Annotated in this window: 4 protein-coding genes; all 4 read right to left on the minus strand. The window is 65.1% G+C overall.

Annotated features, from left to right (window positions below):
• The coding region (locus tag GPL81_RS30240; protein ID WP_160109749.1) for a non-ribosomal peptide synthetase at positions 1-11391 on the minus strand (11391 nt) is incomplete at its 3' end.
• Positions 11392-11443: 52 nt separating this feature from the next.
• Entirely contained in the window at positions 11444-14506 is a 3063-nt protein-coding gene (locus tag GPL81_RS30245) for a non-ribosomal peptide synthetase (protein WP_160109750.1), read from the minus strand.
• Positions 14507-14615: 109 nt separating this feature from the next.
• Positions 14616-15662, minus strand: coding sequence for a TauD/TfdA family dioxygenase (locus tag GPL81_RS30250; RefSeq protein WP_160109752.1), 1047 nt, complete (start codon positions 15660-15662; stop codon positions 14616-14618).
• A 17-nt stretch (positions 15663-15679) separates the two neighbouring features.
• Complete coding sequence (locus GPL81_RS30255) at positions 15680-19111, minus strand: condensation domain-containing protein (protein ID WP_160109754.1); 3432 nt, start codon at positions 19109-19111, stop codon at positions 15680-15682.
• Between the last annotated feature and the right edge of the window lie 7 nt (positions 19112-19118).

A 19118-nucleotide genomic window follows, 5' to 3' on the forward strand; every position in this document is an offset into this window, starting at 1 on the left:
GGGTTGGCCGGTGGAACCGAAGGTGTAGAGCACGTAGGCCAGGTCATTCGGTTCAACGCTCAGCGGTTCAGCGGCGGGCGCCGGCGGCAGGGCGTCGAGGGTCCAGGCCTGATGTGCGGTATGGCGTCCGGCGGGTAGACGCGACAGCCACTGTGGCTGGGTCAGGGTGACCTGGGCATCGGCGTCTTCAATGAGGAACGCCAGACGTGCTGAAGGCAGTTCCGGATCCAGCGGCAACCACGCCGCGCCGGCATGCACGATGCCGAGCAGGGCGACGACCATGTCCACGGAACGCTCCATGCACAGCGGCACGATGGACTCGCGGCCAATGCCGTTGGCGCGCAAGGCACGGGCGACCTGTTGTGCACGTTGATCCAGCTCGGCATAACTCAGGCGCTGGCCTTCGAATACCAGCGCCAGGGCGTTGGGGGTCAGGGCCGCTTGTTGGTTGAGCGCCGTGTGCAGGTTGGTCGAGCCGGAATAAAGGCGCTCGGTGGCGTTCCAGCGATCCAGTTGCGGCTGATCCTGCCGTTGCGGGAACAGCTCGACCAGCGGCCGCTGCGGTGCAGCCACCAGCGCGTCCAGCAAGGCACACCATTGTGTGCTCCAGCGCTGCATCGTCGGTTCGTCAAACAACGCCGCCTGATATTCGAGGGCGAGGGTCATGTCGCTGCCGTCGTCCTGGACTTCCCAGCTCTGTTCGAACTTGGCGTCGATCACCGGCAGCATCTGTTCTTCGATGTCCAGGTCCGACCACTGGCGGCTGTCCATGCGTCCGTGGTTGAGGGAGAACAGCACCTGAAACAGCGGCGTGCGGTTCAGGTCGCGGCGCTGGGCCACGGCACCGACCAATGTTGCGAAGGGCAGATCGGCGTGGGCCTGGGCCGCACGCAGATTGGCTTCAAGGCTAACGAGTAATTGCTCGGCGGGGGCTTGTTGATCGACGTCGCTGCGGATCACCAGCGTGTTCACCAGACAGGCCAGCAGCGCCTGGGTTTGCGGCTGGTCGCGCTGGTCGGCCGGGGTGCCAAGACGAATGTCGCGCTGGCCGCTGTAGCGGGCGAGCAAGGCACTCAGGGCCGTGGCCAATATCACGTAGGACGTGGTGCCGCGTTGGCGGGCGAACTGGCGGATGGCTTCGGCACGCTGGGTGCCGAGGCTGACGGTCAGTTGCCCGGCTCGACGGTCCGCTTCGGCGCCACGAGGGTGGTCCAGCGGCAGGTCGAGCTGGTAGTCGTCCTGGCCCAGATGGTTTTTCCAGTAGCCGAGGCTGTCGTTGCGTCGCGCTTGAGTGTCCGGGTGCTGTTGCCACAGGGCGAAATCGACATAGTCGATGTCCAGCGCGGTCCAGCCGGGCGCTTGCCCGTTCAGGGCGGCGGTGTAGGCATGGGCCAGTTCGTCGATCAACAACTGCATGGCCCAGCCGTCGGTAGCGCTATGGTGCAGGCACACCAGCAAGCGGCTTTCGTCGCTGTCCCGGCGTTGCAGCAGATGTGCACGCCACGGTGCGGCGCCAGCCAGATCGAAAGGCGCCATCAAGGCGTTTTCGGCATCAGAGCAGGCCGAGATCCAGTCCTGTTGGGTGACTGAAGTCAGCGCCAGCGCCGGGCCCTGATCGTCGATCAGTAGCTGCGGTTCGCCGTTGAGTTCAACAATGCGGCTGCGCAGCACCAGGTGGCGCTCGCTGACTTGCTCGAACGCCTCACGCAAGGCTTGAACCTGAATCTCGCCACGCAAGGTCAGGGCAAACGGCATGTGATATTCGCGGGAATCCGGCACCAGACGGCTGAGCATCCAGAACCGCCGCTGTGCCAGACCCAGCGGTAACTGTGCCGGGCGCGGTTGTGCCGTGATCAGTTCGCCGGGTGTCGAGGCAAGCAGATGGTCGGCCAGGGCCGCCACCGTTGGCTGGGCAAATACCAGCGCCAGCGGCAGCGTCGCACCGAGGCGTTCACGGACGCGGGCGACCAGACGGGTAGCCAACAAGGAGTGACCGCCCAGCTGGAAGAAGTGATCCTCGATGCCCACCGACGGGCATTCCAGCAGTTCGCTGAACAGCTCGCAGAGCACGGTTTCAGTGGCGTTGCGCGGCGCCGTGTACGGTTGGTCACGGTTGATTTGCGGCAGTGCCGTGGCGGCCAGCGCCTTGCGGTCGAGCTTGCCGTTGCTGTTGAGCGGCAGGCTGTCCAGTTGTACCAGCAGGCTTGGGACCATGTGCGACGGCAGGTTGTCAGCCAATGCTTTTTGCAGCACGACTTGATCCGCCTCACCACACCAGAAACTCACCAGACGCTGATCCAGCAACAGCGTGGCGGCATCGCGCACGCCTGTCTGTGCCAGCAATTCGGCGTCGATTTCCCCGAGTTCGATCCGCTGCCCGCGCAGCTTCACCTGATGGTCGAGACGGCCGAGGTATTCGATATTGCCGTCGGCGAGGAAGCGGCAACGGTCGCCGGTGCGGTACAGGCGATCACCGTCGATGAACGGGCTGGCGAGGAAACGTTCCTCGGTCAGGTCCGCCTGTTTCAAGTAGCCGCGAGCGACGCCGACGCCACCGATGTACAGCTCGCCGATGCTGCCGATCGGCAGTGGCTGCATCGCTGCGTCGAGGATGTACAGTCGCAGGTTGGCGATCGGTTGGCCGATCGGCACGATCAGGTCGTCCACCGAGCAGCGCCAGACCGAGACGTCAATCGCCGCTTCGGTCGGGCCGTACAGGTTGACCAGCGTCGCCGGGTGTTGGCCCATGAAGCGCCGTACCAGATCCGCCGGCAGCGCCTCGCCGCTGGCGAACACCTGACGCAGGCTGTGGCAGTCGGCCAGCGTCGGTTCCTCGACAAAGGCACGCAGCATCGACGGCACGAAATGCAGGGTGGTGACCTGTTCCTGGCGGATCAACTGGCTCAGATAGGCCGGGTCGCGATGGCCGTCCGGACGGGCGACCACCAGCGTGGCGCCGGTGATCAGCGGCCAGAAGAACTCCCACACCGACACGTCGAAGCTGTACGGCGTCTTCTGCAACACGCGGTCGTTCGGCCCGATCGGGAAGGCGTCCTGCATCCAGTGAATGCGGTTCATCAGGGCGCCGTGTTCGTTCATCACGCCCTTGGGTTGGCCGGTGGAGCCGGAGGTATAGAGCACGTAGGCCAGGTCATTCGGTTCAACGCTCAGCGGTTCAGCGGCGGGCGCCGGTGGCAGGGTGTCGAGGGTCCAGGCCTGATGTGCGGTATGGCGTCCGGCGGGTAGACGCGACAGCCACTGTGGCTGGGTCAGGGTGACCTGGGCATCGGCGTCCTCGATCAGGAACGCCAGGCGCGCCGCCGGCAATTCCGGGTCCAGCGGCAACCACGCCGCGCCGGCATGCACGATGCCGAGCAGGGCGACGACCATGTCCACGGAACGCTCCATGCACACCGGGACGATGGACTCGCGGCCAATGCCGGCCGCGCGCAGGGCGTGGGCGACTTTTTGTGCACGTTGATCCAGCTCGGCATAACTCAGGCGCTGGCCTTCGAACACCAGCGCCGGGGCGTTGGGGGTCAGGGCCGCTTGCTGGTTGAGCGCCGTGTGCAGGTTGCTTGGGCCAGCGTAGTGGCGTTCGGTGGCGTTCCACTGGATCAGTTGCTGCTTGCGCTCGGATTCAGCCAACGGCGACCACTCGGCGAGACGGGTCTGCGGCGCATCGAGCATGGTTTCCAGCAGTGCTTGCCATTGCGCCAGCCAACGCTTGATGGTGGTTTCGCTGAACAGCGCGGCGCGGTATTCCAGCAACACCGACAGCACCTCGCCATCGTGTACTTCCCAGTTCAGGTCGTACTTGGTGGATTGCGCCGTCACCGCCCGTTCACGCACCTGCAATTGCGGCCACTGGCTGGGCGAAGCGTCGGCGTTCTGCATTACGAACAGCACCTGGAACAGCGGCGTCTGGCCGAGGCTGCGCGCCGGGTTCAGGGTTTCGACCACCTGATCGAACGGCACATCCTGATGTTGTTGTGCGTCGAGCACGCGGTTGCGCACCTGGCTCAGCAGGCCTTCGAAATCCAGCGCCGGATCGAGGTCGGCGCGCATCACCACGGTGTTGACGAAGCAACCGATCAGCGGCTGCAACTCGGCCAGCGGGCGCTGGGCGACCGGGCTGCCGAAACGTACATCGCGTTGGTTGGCATAACGCCCCAGCAGCAATTGCGCGGCGCTGAGCATCAGCATGTACAGGGTGGCGCCGCGTTGCTGGGCGAACTGACGCAAGCGTCCCGCCAGTTCCGCTGGCAGTTGCAATTGCACCGCACCGGCGGCCGGGTGGAGCTGGTTCGGACGACCCTGTTCGGTCGGCAGGTCCAGCAGGTAGTCGCCGTCTTCCAGTTGCGTGCGCCAGTAGTCGAGCTGATCGCGGAACAGCGCTTGTTGCTCTGGCTGACGCTGCCAGAGTGCGTAATCCGGGTATTGCAGGGCCAGGTTCGGCAGCTCGGCAACGTCGCCCTGACAATGGGCGGTATAGAAACGCGCCAGTTCATCCAGCAGGTTCTGGCTGGACGCGTCATCGGTGGCGCAGTGGTGCACGTTCAGCAGAAACAGCGCCTGGCCGTGGCCGCTGCGTTGAATCAGCGTGGCGCGAATCGGCAGCTGAGTCGCGAAGTCGAAACGGTACCCGGTTTCGGAGTGGGTCGCCTCAGCGCCCAATTGTTCCCAGGCCTCGGCACTGTTCGCGTGCAGTGTTGCCACGCGCAGCGGGATGAGGGCCTGGGGTTCGATGGCCAGCGCCAGTTCGCCGTCGGCTTCACGCACTATGCGACTGCGCAGGATTTCATGCCGCGCGACCACCGCATTCAGCGCCGACTGCAAGGCCGACACGTTCAGCTCACCGTCGAACTGCACGGCGCTGACCACGTTGTATTCGCCACCGCCGGCGCTCAGTTGTTCGAGGAACCACAGGCGTTGCTGTTCGAAAGACAACGGCAGGCGCGCAGGACGTCGCGCTGTTGTCCAGGTCGCGGCAGGCGCTTGCAGTGGCTCGCCGAGCAGCGCGGCGAGCGCTTCGAGCGTTGGGTGTTCGAACACTGCACGCAGCGCCGGAACCGTCGCGAACTGTTGACGCAGACGGGCAAACAGCTGCGCCGCCAGCAGCGAGTGACCACCCATATAGAAGAAGTGACTGTCGCGACCGACCTGCGTCAGCGGAACGTTGAGCAGTTCGGACCACAGTGCTGCCAGTTGCTGTTCGGCCAAAGTGCGCGGCGGATCCTGCGCGTCCGGCTCGGCTTGAATGTCCGGCGCCGGCAGGGCTTTGCGGTTGAGCTTGCCGTTATCGGTCAGCGGCAACTCATCGAGCACGACGAAGGCCGAAGGCACCATGTAGTCCGGCAGGGCGGCGCCGATGGTTTTGCGCCACGCGTTGACATCGGCCTGGCCGTCGCAGGTGACGTAAGCCACCAGGCGCTTGTCGCCGGGTACGTCCTCACGGGCCAGTACCACGGACTGACGCACGCCCGACTGGGCGCCGATCAAGGCTTCGATTTCCCCCAGTTCCACGCGGAAACCACGGATTTTCACCTGATGGTCCATGCGTCCCAGGTATTCGAGCTGGCCATCGGGCAGCCAGCGCACCAGGTCGCCGGACTTGTACATCCGCGCACCGGACAGCGGCGAGAACGGGTCCTCGATGAACACCTTCGCGGTCTGTTCGGCACGATTCAGGTAACCCAGGGTCACGCCCGCGCCGCCGATGTGCAGCTCGCCCGGAACGCCGACAGGCATGGGGTTCAGCCACGCGTCGAGCACATAAGTGCGCACGTTGGCGATGGGCCGGCCGATGATTGGGCGGGCCGGGAAGTCATCCACCGCGCAGCCGGTGGCGTCCACGGTGCACTCGGTCGGGCCGTAGGTGTTGAAGAAGCGGCTGCCGGCAATCGACGGCAGGCGCTGCCAGAGTTGCGCGTCCACCGCATCGCCACCGAACAGCACGAAGCGTGGCAGGTAGACCTCGCCACGGCGCACGCCGTCGCTTTCGAGCAAGGCCTTGAGCTGCGCCGGGGTGCATTCGAAGGCGTCCAGGCGGGTGTCGCTGAAAAATTGCGCCAGGGCTTCGGGGTCGTAGCGCACGTCTTCCGGGGTCAGGTACAGGCTGTGGCCGTCGAGCAGCAGGATCAGCTCGGCCACCGAACTGTCGAAGGCGAACGAGTAGTTGAAACTGGTACGCATCGGCTGGTTGGTATAACGACGGTACAGGCCATGGATACGCGCCCACGCCAGGTTGACCACCGAGCCGTTGGTGACCAGGGTGCCCTTGGGCTTACCGGTCGAGCCGGAGGTGTACATGATGTAGGCCAGGTCGTCGGGTCCGGCGAGTGGCGCGAGGTTGTTGTCCGGCTGATCGGCGAACAGCGCCGCGTCGGTGTCCAGGCGCAGGCGCGGCAAATCGCTGCCAAGCTGTTCCAGCAGGCCCTGTTGGCCAAGGAACAGCGCCGGTTGTGCGTCTTCGAGCATGTAGGCCAGGCGATCCACCGGGTAGGTCGGATCGAGCGGCACATAGGCGCCACCGGACTTGAGAATCCCCAGCAGGCCGACCAGCAGCTCCAGCGAGCGCTCGACGCACAAGGCCACCGGACGATTGGCCACCACCCCGCGACCGCGCAGGTAATGGGCGACCTGGTTGGCCCGGCGATTGAGTTCACCGTAGCTCAGGCTTTGGCCTTCGAAGCACAGGGCATCGCGGTCCGGGGTGCGCTCGGCCTGCTGTTCGAACAATTGGGCGAAGGTCAGGTGCTGTGGCACCTCCATGTCGGTGCGGTTCCACTCGACCACGATGCGTTGCCATTCCGCGTCCATCAGCAGCGGCAGGGCGGCCACCGGGCGCTGCGGCTCGGCGAGCATTTGTTCGAGCAGGTGTTCAAGGCGGGCGAGGGTTTGCCGCGCGCTGTCGGCGACAAACAGGTCCAGGGCGAACATCAGTTCCAGCTGGATCGGCGCATTGGCCGGGCACAGCACGTGCAGGTCCAGATCGCACTCGGATTGCTTGAGCGGCGTGTCGAGGGCTTCGAAATCCAGGCCCGGGAAGCGCAACCGCGATTCCATGGCCAGTTGCTGGGCGACCATCACTTGATACAGCGGCGCATGGCTGAGGCTGCGCGGCAGTTGCAGGCTGTCCACCAGTTGCTCGAACGGCAGGTCCTGATGTTGCAGGCCTTCGCGCAGACGCATGGCGACCTGGCCGACCAACGCGGTGAAGTCCGCCTGCGCTTCGAAGTCGGCACGGATGGCGAGGTTGTTCAACAAAATGCCGAGCAAACCTTCGGTGCCCGGTTGCTCACGGTGGGTAACCGGAGTGCCGATGAGTACCGTGGCGTCGCCGCTCAAGCGGTGCATGAGCACGGCGAAACCGGCGAACAATACGGTGAAGGGCGTGGTGCCGACGCGGCTGGCGAAGGCTTGCACCCGGGCGCTGAGATCGGCGCTGAGTTCGCGCTGCACAATGCCGGCGCGGTAGGTTTGCACCGATGGCCGTGGCAGATCGGTCGGCAAGGCCAGCAACGGGCTGCCTTCGCTGCTGCTGCGGTCCAGTGTTCTGGTCCAGTAGTCGAGCTGGCGCTTGAGTTCCGCGCCTTGCAGATGCTCACGTTGCCACAGGGCGAAGTCGGCGTATTGCACCGGCAACGCCGGCAATTGGGCTGGCGAGCCGTTGCAGCGAGCTTCATACCCAAGAGCCAGTTCGCGCAGGGCAATGGTCGCCGACCAGGCGTCCGACACCAGGTGATGCAGGGCGATGCCCAGCACGTGTTCCCCCGGTGCCAGGCGCAGCAGGCGCGCACGCAGCAACGGCGGGTGGGTCAGGTCGAAGGGTTGCTCGAAGGTGTCCTGCAGGGCGTTGAACTGCGCGCCTTCGCGGGCGGTGGCGGCGAGGCCGGACAGGTCGTCGAACGGCAATTCGATGTTCAGGGCATCACTGATGTGCTGGCAGGGTACACCGTCGGTGCTGCGGATACCGGTGCGCAGGATTTCATGGCGCACCAGCAGGTCGTTAAGACTGGTGTGCAGGGCTTCGACGTTCAGCTCACCTTTCAAGTGCAGGGCGAACGGAATGTTGAACAGCGTGGTGCCCGGCGTCAGTTGCTCGATGAACCACAGGCGCTGTTGCGAGAACGACAGCGGCAGCAGTGCCGGCCGTGGCAAGGCTTTTGGGCCTTGGTTCGCAGCGGATTGCGGCGCGGCGGCGTCGGCCTGGCGCGCGGCGATCGCCAGCGCCAGCAACGCCACCGTCGGTTGTTCGAACAGCACCCGCAACGGCAGGTCGAGTTTGAAATGTGCCCGCAGCCGCGCCACGATTTGCGTGGCCAGCAGCGAGTGACCGCCGAGGGTGAAGAAGTTGTCTTCGACGCTGACATTGTCGCGGCCCAGCACCTCGGCCCAAACCTTGGCAACGGCCGCTTCCAGCTCATTGCGCGGGGCGATGCTTTCCTGGGTATCGGCCTGCCAGTCCAGCTCTAGCGCGGCCAGGGCCTTGCGGTCGACCTTGCCGTTGGCGTTCAGCGGCAATTTTTCCAGGCAGACGAACGCTGCTGGCACCATGTACGGCGGCAACTGCGTGCGCAGGTGTTCGCCCAGGCCGTCGCTGCCCAGGGACTCGTCGTGGGCCGACCAGTACGCCACCAGCCAGGCTTCGCCGACGTTGTTTTCCCGCAGCAACACGGCGGCTTCGCGCACGTTCGGGTGCTGGGCCAGGCGGTGTTCGATTTCCGTCAGCTCGATGCGGTGCCCGCGCAGCTTGACCTGCTGGTCGCGGCGGCCGAGGTATTCGATCACGCCATCGGCGCGCCAGCGTCCCAGGTCGCCGGTGCGATAGATGCGCCCGTCGAGTTGTGGGTGATCGATGAACGCATCTGCGGTGCGCTGCGGATCGTGCAGGTAGCCACGACCGACGCCAACGCCACCCACGCAGATTTCCCCGGCCACGCCGACCGGCACCGGTCGCAGGGACTCATCCAGTACATACAAGCGATTGTTGGCGGTTGGCCGGCCGATGGGCATGTGGCTGACGTCGGCATCCGGCGCTTCGACAATCGGCTGGAACGCCACGTCGTCGGCGCACTCGGCGGGACCGTAGGCGTTCATCAGGGCGATGTCAGGGAAACGCGCAAACCAGTCGCGGGCCACGGTCGGCGGCAGCGCTTCACCGGTGGGCAGCACCCAGCGCAGGTCGGGCAATTGCAGGTCGCACGGGCACAGCGCGAGCAAGGTGCGCATCAGGCTCGGGACGATTTCCAGCACGCTCAGGCGCTCGCTGGCGAGTACTTGCAGCAGGCGTTGCGGGTCATGGGCCACGTCGTCCGGCAGGATCTGCACGGTGGCACCCAGCACCGGTGCGGCGAGGAACTGCCACACGGAAATGTCGAAGGCCACCGAGGCGGTCTGCGGGATGCGATCGTCGGCGTTCAGTCCCAGGGCCGGCACCTTGCCGAAGATGTTATTGAGCATGCCCCGTTGTTCGATCATCACGCCCTTGGGCGTGCCGGTCGAACCCGAGGTGAACAGCACGTAGGCCAGGCTGTCCGGGCGGCCGAGTAACGGCAGTGGCGCATCGTTGCCAGCGTTCCAGCAGGCTTCGGCTAACAGCGCGGTGGGCGCTTGATCTAGGCCACTCAGCAGCTGATCGAGCAGGCCGCTGCACGCATCACTGCCCACCAGCAACGGTGCGCGGGACAGGGTGAGGATTTCCCGCAGGCGCTCCGGCGGGTGATTGACTTCCAGCGGCAGCATCGCCGCGCCGGCCTTGAACACCGCGATCATCATGGTCAGCAAAGGCAGGCCGCGAGGGGCGACCAATGCAACCAACCGGTCCTCGCCGGCACCCGCTTCCCGCAGCGCGTTGGCCAGGCGCGTGGCGCGCTTATCCAGCTCGGCGTAGGTCAGGGATTGGCCGTCGCAGATCGCGGCCACCTGATCGCCACGCTGGGCGACCTGTGCGGCGAACAGCTGCGCGTAGCTTTGCTCCAGTGGAAACTCGTGCGGGTTGACCGCCCATTCGCCCAGCAGTTGCTTGCGCTCGTCGCCGGCCAGCAGCTCGAAGCTACCCAGCGTGGTGTCCGGCGCGGCGAGCATGCCGCGCACCAGCGTGGCCAGGTGACCGAGCAGGCGCTCGATAGTCGCCGCTTCGAAGCGTTCGCGGTCGTAGGACACGCGAATGCCCAGTCGTTCTTCAGGCAGGATCACCACGGTCAGGCCGTAGTGGGTGTGGACGCTGTGGTCCATGCCATCGAGACTGAACTGGAAACCGCCTTCCAGTATCTGCTCGTCGATCGGTGCGTTTTCGAACACCAGGATGCTGTCGAACAGGGTTTCACCCCGGGGGAAATCGCTCCAGCCCTGAATGTCGGTCAGCGGCGTGTGCTCATAGTCGCGCATGTCGACGTTCAGCCCTTGCAACGCGCTCAGCCACTGGCCAAGGGATGCCTCGGGGTCCACCGAAACGCGCAACGGCAGGGTGTTGATGAACAGGCCGATCATCTCTGCGACGCCAGTCAGTTCCGCCGGGCGGCCGGCCACGGTGACGCCGAACATGACGTCCCGCTGCCCACTGTAACGGGACAGCAGCAGCGACCACACGCCCTGGAAGAAGGTGTTCTGAGTGATACGGCGGTTGCGGCAGAACGTCGCCAGGGCCTGGGTTTCCTGCTCGGTCAGGTGAATCAGTCGATCGTCCACCAGCACTGCGTCGGTGTAGCGGTCGCGAGTCACGCCGTTGTCCACGGTCAGCGGCGTTGGTGCATTAAGACCCTGCAACCGGCCGCGCCAGAACTGCTCGGCCTTGGTCGCATCCTGGCGTTGCAGCCACTGGATGTAGTCACGGAACGGACGCGGCGCCTTGAGCTGCGGCGTGCGGTCGTTGCACAGTGCTTCGTAGACCTTGAGGAAGTCCACGGTCACCAGCGAGATGCACCAGGCGTCCATCAGGATGTGGTGGAAGCTGCGAATGAACTCGTAGGACTCATCGCCCAGCCGCACCAGGCGGAAGCGGATCAGTGGCGGCTTCGACAGGTTGAACCCGGTTTTCTGTTCGTCCGCCAGCAAGGTGCGGATCCGCGCTTCCTGTTCGTGCGGGGCGAGCCCGCGCAGGTCGATCGTGTCCAGCGGCACCTTGACCTCGCGGTGGATCACCTGCACCGGTTGCTTCTGGGTCTTCCACTGGAAACTGGCGCGCAGGGAAGGGTGCAGCGCAACGACTTGACGCCAGGATTCGAGGAAGGCGGCTTCGTCGATGGCGCCGCCGATGCGGTAGCGATCCTGCATCAGGTACACGCCGGAGTCTTCGTGCAGCAGGGAGTGGAACAGCATCCCTTGTTGCAGCGGCGACAGGGGGTAGATGTCTTCGATTGGATTGCTGCTGGTTTTTTCGGTGGTCATTGCAAACGTCCTGCAGAAAAAGGGGCGACGGCGCGGAGAGTCGGGCAGCCAGTCAAAATTCGTTTTCGTCGAGTTCGGCCATCAGCGCCTGCATTTCGTCATCGGACAGGCCCGAGGCGCTGAACTCGGTGCTCTCGGGCTGCGCTTGCGTGTTTTGCGCCGTCACCGGTTGCGCGACCTCGGCCATGGCGGCGATGGTCTGGCCTTCGAACACGTGCTTGGCGGACAGGGCAATGCCTTGCTCAAAGGCCTGGGCCACGACTTGCAGGCTGAGAATCGAGTCGCCGCCAATGGCGAAGAAGTTTTCGGTGACGCTCACGGTCTCAAGCTTCAGGACCTTGGCGACGATGGCTTGCAGGGCGGTTTCCATGGCGTTGCGCGGTGCGACGAAGGCGCTTTCGTCGAACTGGTCCGGGTCGGGCAACTGGCGCAGGTCGAGCTTGCCGTTGGGCGTGCGCGGGAAGGTCGGCAGGGTCAACACCCGCGCCGGCACCATATAAGAGGGCAGGCGTTCACCGAGGAAACGCTTGATCGCTTCCGAATCCGGCGCATAACCGTGGGCTGCCAGAATGTAGGCCAGCAGGCGCTTGCCGGCGGCGTGTTCCTGGACGATCACCGCGGCTTCGCGCACATCGCTGTGGCTGCACAGTTGACGTTCGATTTCGCCCAGTTCGATGCGGTAGCCACGCAGCTTGACCTGATGATCCTTGCGACCGAGGAACGCCAGGCGCCCGTCCGCCAGCCAGCAGGCCAGGTCGCCGGTGCGGTAGGCACGGGTGCCGTCGGCCAGGGTGACGAAGGCCTTGGCGGTTTCTTCGGGTTTGTTGCGGTAACCCCGGGCCAGGGTCGGGCCGGCGAGGACGATTTCCCCCGGCTCACCGATGCCGCTGGCGATGCCGTGTTCATTGAGCACGCGCAGGTCCATGCCGGCAATCGGGCGACCGATGCTCAGCTCCCGGTTCGGGTCCAGGACTTCATAGGTAGCCCAGACCGTGGCTTCGGTGGGGCCGTACTCGTTCACCAGTTGCGCGTTGGGCAAGGCTTGGCTGTGCTGGGTGATCAACGAAGGTGGGCAGGCTTCACCGGCGACGATCCAGCATTCGAGGCTGTCGGTGCCGGCGGTGCGCTGCAATTGGTCGAGCAATGCCTGATACAGCGATGGCAGCGACAGGCCGTGGCTGACCCGGTGTTGGGCAATCAACTGCGCCAGACGCGGCATCTCCAGCTCTTCGCCGGTGGCCGGCAAGACCAGGCGTCCGCCCTGGGCCAGGGTCCAGAAAATCCCCGCCACCGAACTGTCGAAGGCGAACGACGACAGCAGCAGGTAAGCCCGCACCGGTTTCCCGTAGGCAGTCATGCGCACCTGGGTCGAGAAGCTCAGGGCGCCGTGGCTGATTTCCACGGCTTTCGGTGCGCCGGTGGAGCCGGAGGTGTAGATCAGATAGGCCAGGTCATCCGCTTGGGGCGTTGGTAGTGGCAGCAGGTTGCTGCAATCGGAGGGCGTCAGGTCGTCGAGGACGAAGCGTTGCAGGCTCGCAGGCACGCTGTCGGCCAGCTCGGCACTGACCACGATATGGGCGATGGCGCTGTCGGCGAGCATGTAGGCACGGCGTTCCGGCGGGTAGGTCGGATCGACCGGCACATAGGCACCACCGGCTTTCAACACCGCCAGCATGGCAACAATGGCCGCATTGCCACGACCGAACAGAATGCCCACCGGCACGCCCGGACCGATCCCGGCGGCTCGCAATTGATGGGCCAGTCGGGTGGCGCAGGCATCCAGCGCGGCGTAGCTGAGGTCGCCATCCTTGTCGCTCAGGGCAATGGCGTTCGGCTGTTGCTGCACCTGACGGGCAATCAGCTCGACCAGCGTCACCGGTTCAATCGCAGGTGCGGTCGGGGTGTTGTCGAGGGTCTGCACTTGCAGCGGGCCGGTCAGCGGCACTTGCGCCCAGCGGTGTTGTGGCTCGGCCAGCGCGCCTTGCAGCAGTTGCAGCCATTGCTCGCCCAGGCAAGCGGCGGCATTGGCGCTCAGCAAGTGACGGTCGTAAATCACGTGGGCCTGAACCGCATCCGTGGTCTGCTGCACGTTGAGGCAGGCTTTTAGCGGATTCAACACGGCGCTGGCATGGCGCTCCCGGGCATCGGCCTGGCGCCAGGCGAAGCCATAGCCGCCATTGAGGTTGTGGGTGTAGTAGTCCTGCCAGCCGGCGCTGAGTTCGACGGTGGCGGCGATGCTTTTGCTTTGTTCCAGCAGGGTGGTTTGCGGGTCCAGGTCAAAACGCACCGGCAGGCATTGTTCGAACAGGCCCAGGGCGTTTTCCAGTTCCGGGCCACGACTCTCGTGGATCACCGTCATCGCCACCTGCTGTTGACCGGCGAGACGTCCGAGCAGCGCCGCCCAGGCGGTCAGCATCAGGTTCGAAGTCAGGGCCGGATGAGCGGCGAGGGTTGGCGGCAGGTTCAAGTCCACGCGTGCCGGGGCAAAACCTTTGCCCGAAGCGGACTCCAGCGACAGCTGCAGGGCCGGTTGTTCGCTCTGCGCCAGGGCCTTCCAGAAATTCACACCTGGATGCTCGGGTTCGTCTTCCGTGAGGTTCCAGCGCCATTCGGCGTAGTCGGCGTATTGCAGCGCCTCGCTCAGCACGGGGATGGCGTCTTGCAGCAGCGCGGCCGCCAGCAGTTTCAGGCTGCCCAGGTCGAAGTGGCTGCTGGCCCCGGCCAGGTCGAGCACCGATTGCCCGTCCGACAGTTGCACCAGCGTCACGGCCAGCGGCAGTGTCCAGTCGCGAGGTTGCGTGGCCAGTTGGCTCAGGGCGGCGTCCTGCTGGCTTGGACCGAGTGCGCGCAAGTCCTGCACCGCCACCGGCAATTCGACGCTGTCGTGAATCACCTGCACCGGAAAGCGCAGGCCCGGCACCGGCGCCAGTCGGGTGCGCAGGATTTCACTGTCGGCGATCAGGGCGCGCAGGCGTTGGCTCAGGATCTCGGCGGTCACGGGGGAGGCAACCGACCACTGCAAATGGCAGCTCAGTGGGTGCTCGGCGGCGCCGTTGATGTGCTGATAAACCGACGCCTGCTGGGGCGAAATACGAAAACCTTGGAGTCCGCTCATGTTCAACTCGACTGGAAATGGGGGTAAACCGGGGCGACAGAGGCACGCAGGCTCACTGATCGAAATCAGCTGAGCCTGTGCAAATCAGCTTGTTCGCCCGTGGGAAAAATCAGACGGCGACGTCACTTTGCAGCAGGGCTTGCGCCATGCCGGTCATGATCGCGCGCTTGCCGGTGAAGGGTTCGCGACCGTGTACCGCGAGCATGTTGTCGATGAACAGCACGTCGCCCTGCTGCCAGCTGAAGCGCACCAGCGAGTCGAGGTAGGCCGCACGCAATGACTCCAGTACATCGGGTTCGATCGGTGTGCCGTCGCCATAGAAGGTGTTGGTCGGCAGGTCGAGATCGGTGAAATTGCCTTGCAACGAATCGCGGATCGCCGGGGGCAGGGTGCTGATGTGGAAGAAGGTGGCGTGGTTGAACCACACCTCTTCGCCGGTGCCCGGGTGACGGACCACGGCGGGCCCGCGCTGGCGGGTGCGCAGGCGATTGTTTTCCTTCCACTCCACTTCGATGCCGACACTGGCGCAGTAGGCTTCCACTTCCGCGCGGTCTTCGGACTGGAACACGGTCTGCCACGGCAGGCCGAAACCGTCACCGTAGTTGCGCACGTACAGCACGCCTTTTTCGCGGAAACGCGCTTCGATCTGCAGGCTGATTTTTGCCTTTACTGCGCGGGTCGCGCCGATCGGGGTTTCGCCTCCGGTTTCGGACGGGATGTGGCAGTAGAAGAACAGGCGCAGCGGGAAGCGTGGCGAGTAGGAGTGTTCGTTGTGCGGGAAGATCATCTGGTCGGCCGGGTAATCGGTCGAGGTGTAGATGTTGCCGCCGACGCGGGTGCGCGGTGAGGCGCGGAACATGTACTCCAGTGCGCCCGGGGACAGGGCGGCGATCACCTGGTCGAACTGCTCCACCGACAGCACGGAGAACCCGCGAAACAGGATCGCCCCATATTGCAGCAGTTTCTGCTCGAGGTTCTCACGTTCCTTGGCCGCCCAGGCGACCAGGTCGACACCGCTGACCGCCGGCTCGATCACCAGCGGCAGGGCGTGGTCCGGGCTGAGCAGGCGCTCGCTGACCAGCTGTTGTTCCGAGACGTTCATGGCTTTGCGACGCACGCCGCCAAGGGCGCGGGACGGTGGGGGCACGATAGACATAAAGGCATCCAACTCGGTTAAAGGGTCAATGAGCGACGTTTGGTTTGCAGCATCTGGCCGCGACCGGCCAGGGCTTGGGACTGCTGGCGTTCGCGCTGGAACGCCTGGTCCCAGGCGTCGAGCCGTTCGGCCAGTGCCGGCAGCGACAGGTCGAGCAGATCGCGGGCCTCGCCCAGCAGGCGGGTCCACAGGTGTTGCAGGCGCAGGGCGCGGTCCTGATCGAAATGCTCGCCACGGTATTTCAGGTTGGCTTCGATGCCGGCGCTGCCGTGGGTCAGGTCGAGCACCAGATGGAAATCACCCGGGGCCTGCGCCACCTCCAGCGAAGTCATCTGCGCACCGGCGATGTCGGTGGGGTTCACCCGCGATGGCTGGTAGTTCAGCTTGACCTGGAACAGCGGCGAGTGACCGGCGCGGCGTTGCGGCGCCAGGGCCGAGACCACCAGATCGAAAGGCAGTCCCTGATGGGCGTAGGCCAGCCGTGCCTCATCGCGCACCTGGCCAAGGAAATCGGCCAGGGACGGTTCGCCACGCAGGTCGCAGCGCAGGGTCAACTGGTTGACGAAGAAACCGATCACGTCGTTGTGCGCGGCCAATGGCCGGCCGCTGACGTCGGTGCCCAGCAGGAATTGCTGCTGGCCGCCCAGTTGCTTGATCACCAGTTGATAGCTGGCCAGCAACAGCATGAACAGGGTCATGCCGTGTTCGCGGGCCAGTGCCGTCAGCGCTTCGCAGTTGGCCTGGGGCAGGGTGAAGTTGAGGCTGTGCTCGCCGGCGATCTGGCCGTTGCCACCCAGGGCGAGGGTTTGCGGCATGTTTGCCAGATGCTCGCGCCAGAACTGTTGTTCGGCGGCGATGCGTTCGGCGCTCCAGTGCGCGGCTTCCCAGCGGGCGAAATCCAGGTATTGCAGCGGGCGTTCGCTGATGCCTCCAGCGGTGAGCTCTGCCAGCAACAGTTGCGTCGAACGTCCGTCGAAGGCGATGTGGTGCAGGGTCAGCAGCAGGTCGTGTTGCTGGTCGTCGCGGCTGAGCAATTGCGCCCGCAGCAGCGGGCCGTTTTGCAGATCGACCGGTGTCGCGTGTTCCCGCTCCAGCCGATCAGCCAGCGCTTGTTGTTGCACGGCGATGGGGTGATGACGCAGGTCAAGCCAGGTCAACGGCACGTCCGCAGTCGGCAGGATCCGTTGTTGCGGGCCGTCGACGCCGTCGTGGTAGACGGTGCGCAGGACGCTGTGGCGGTCGACCAGAGTATTGAGTCGCAGCACAAGCGCTTCGGTGTCCAGCGCGCCGAGCAGGCGCAGATGCAGCACCAGGTTGTGGCGGGTGTCGGTCGGATCGAGCTGACGCAGGAACCACAGTCGGCTCTGGGCGAAGGATTGGCGGCCATGATCCTGACCGGTGCTGGCTTCGGCAGCGATCGACGCGTCAGGCGTCGGTTCGCCGAGGAAATCCAGCAGCGCCTGCGCCCACTCTTCCAGGGTCTGCTCGCCGAACAGGCGTTGCGTGTCGAGATTCAAGCCCAGGTCCTGATGCAGGCGGGCCGCGAAGTCGGCGACGCTGATGGAGTCCAGGCCGAGGCTGATCAGGCTCTGGTCGAAGTCCACCATGAGGTACGGATTGACCTCGCGCAGGGTTTGCTTGAGCCATTGGCGGCAGGCGGGCAGGGCGCTTTCGTCGCCCAGGGCAACCCGTTCCAGCAGTTGTGCACGCTCGATGCGTTCCTCATCGGCGGTGGCCTGTCCACCGTACTGGGCAATGATGCTCATGGTGCCCGCGGCCAGTTGCTTACGCGACCCCTGACGGGCGATCTTGCCGCTGGTGGTCATGGGAATGGTGCCGGCTTCCACCAGCACGATCTGGTCGATGCCGCAGTCGGCGGCTTCACGCACGGCGTTCTGCATCGAGGCGAACAGTGCCGGGTGATGGGCCGGGTAGACGTATTTGCGATGGGGCTCGGCGACGATCACCAGCTTCTCGCGACCCAGCAGCGGGTCCATTTCCGAAAACGCGGCGATGCGTCCGGTGCGGATGCCCGGCTCGGCATCGGTGATGGCGAATTCGATATCGTGAGGGTAGAGGTTGCGGCCGTTGAGGATCAGCAGGTCCTTGACCCGGCCGCAAATCACCACCTGGCCCTGGTGCATGAAACCCAGGTCGCCGGAGCGCAGGTAATGACCGGGTTCGCCGACGATGCACGCTTCGAACGCCTCGCGGCTGGCTTCGGGGTTCTTCCAGTAGGCTTCGGCGTTGCTCGGGCCGGTCAGCCAGACTTCACCGATCTGGTCGGCGGCGCAACGTTCATGGGTGTGCGGGTTAACGATGGCGATGCCGTGCAAGGCCTGCGGATAACCGCAGGCGACGAATTCCACGGCAGCGGCATCGGTGGTCGCGATGGCTGCGCGACCGGTTTCCAGCACGGCCTTGTCCAGGCGCAACACCACGGGCAGGGCATCGGCCGGTGTGGCACTGACACACAAGGTGGCTTCGGCCTGGCCGTAGCCGGGGCTGATCGCCAGCGGGTTCAGGCCGCAGGCGGCAAAGCGCCGGGCAAAGGTTTCAAGGGTGCCGGGATGAATCGGCTCGGCGCCATTGATCGCGTGTTGCCAGGCGCTCAGGTCGAGCTGCGCGATCAGGTTGTCGCTGACCACGCGGTTGCACAGCGCATAGGCGAAATTGGGGGCGAAACTGGCGGTGGCGCGGTAACGGCTCAATGCCTGGAGCCAGGTAGACGGCGCGTTGACGAACGTCTGCGAGGCCAGCAGATAGCAGGGCATGCCGCTGTACAGCGGCGCCAGCATCCCGCCGATCAGGCCCATGTCGTGGTACAGCGGCAGCCAGTTGACCATGCCGCCATGCTCGTCGAAACCGTAGGCCTGGCGCATCAGCTCGACGTTGGCGATCAGGTTGCGCTGGCGCACTTCCACACCTTTGGGCGTGCCGGTGGAACCGGAGGTGTATTGCAGGAAGGCCACGGTCGCGCCGTCGACATCCGGGCGCGTCCATTGACTGGCTGGTGGTGTGCCCAGGTCTTGAACCGTCAGCACATCGACCCGGCCTTCGACCAGTTCCAGCAAGTTCTGGCAATGATCGGCAGGGGCGAGGATCAGGGCCGGCTCGGCATCCACCACCACGTTGCGCACGCGATCCAGATGACGGGGTTTACGCGACGGCGGCGGGAACAGCGGCACGGCGATCAGCCCGGCGTAGAGGCAGGCGCAAAACGCCCGGGCGTAGTCGAGGCTGCTGGGCAGCATCAACAGCACGCGATCACCCGGCGCATAGCGCGCTTGCAGGGCCGCCGCCAGGGACTGGCTCTGCTCGTGCAGTTGGGCAAAGGTCAGGGTTTCGCCGATCTCGACGCCGTCCGGCAAAAAGTGCAGGGCCGCGCGCTGCGGAAAATGCCGGGCATGGGTTTCCAGCACTTCGATCCAGTGATTGAAATTGAGCATGTGCAAT

The sequence above is a fragment of the Pseudomonas izuensis genome, assembly GCF_009861505.1.
GTDB classification, from domain to species: domain Bacteria; phylum Pseudomonadota; class Gammaproteobacteria; order Pseudomonadales; family Pseudomonadaceae; genus Aquipseudomonas; species Aquipseudomonas izuensis.

What these genes read in the sequence shown, in the direction of transcription:
- GPL81_RS30250 (WP_160109752.1), bottom strand. Translation starts at nt 15,662, where the DNA reads ATGTCTATCGTGCCCCCACCGTCCCGCGCCCTTGGCGGCGTGCGTCGC.
- GPL81_RS30245 (WP_160109750.1), bottom strand. Translation starts at nt 14,506, where the DNA reads ATGAGCGGACTCCAAGGTTTTCGTATTTCGCCCCAGCAGGCGTCGGTT.
- GPL81_RS30255 (WP_160109754.1), bottom strand. Translation starts at nt 19,111, where the DNA reads ATGCTCAATTTCAATCACTGGATCGAAGTGCTGGAAACCCATGCCCGG.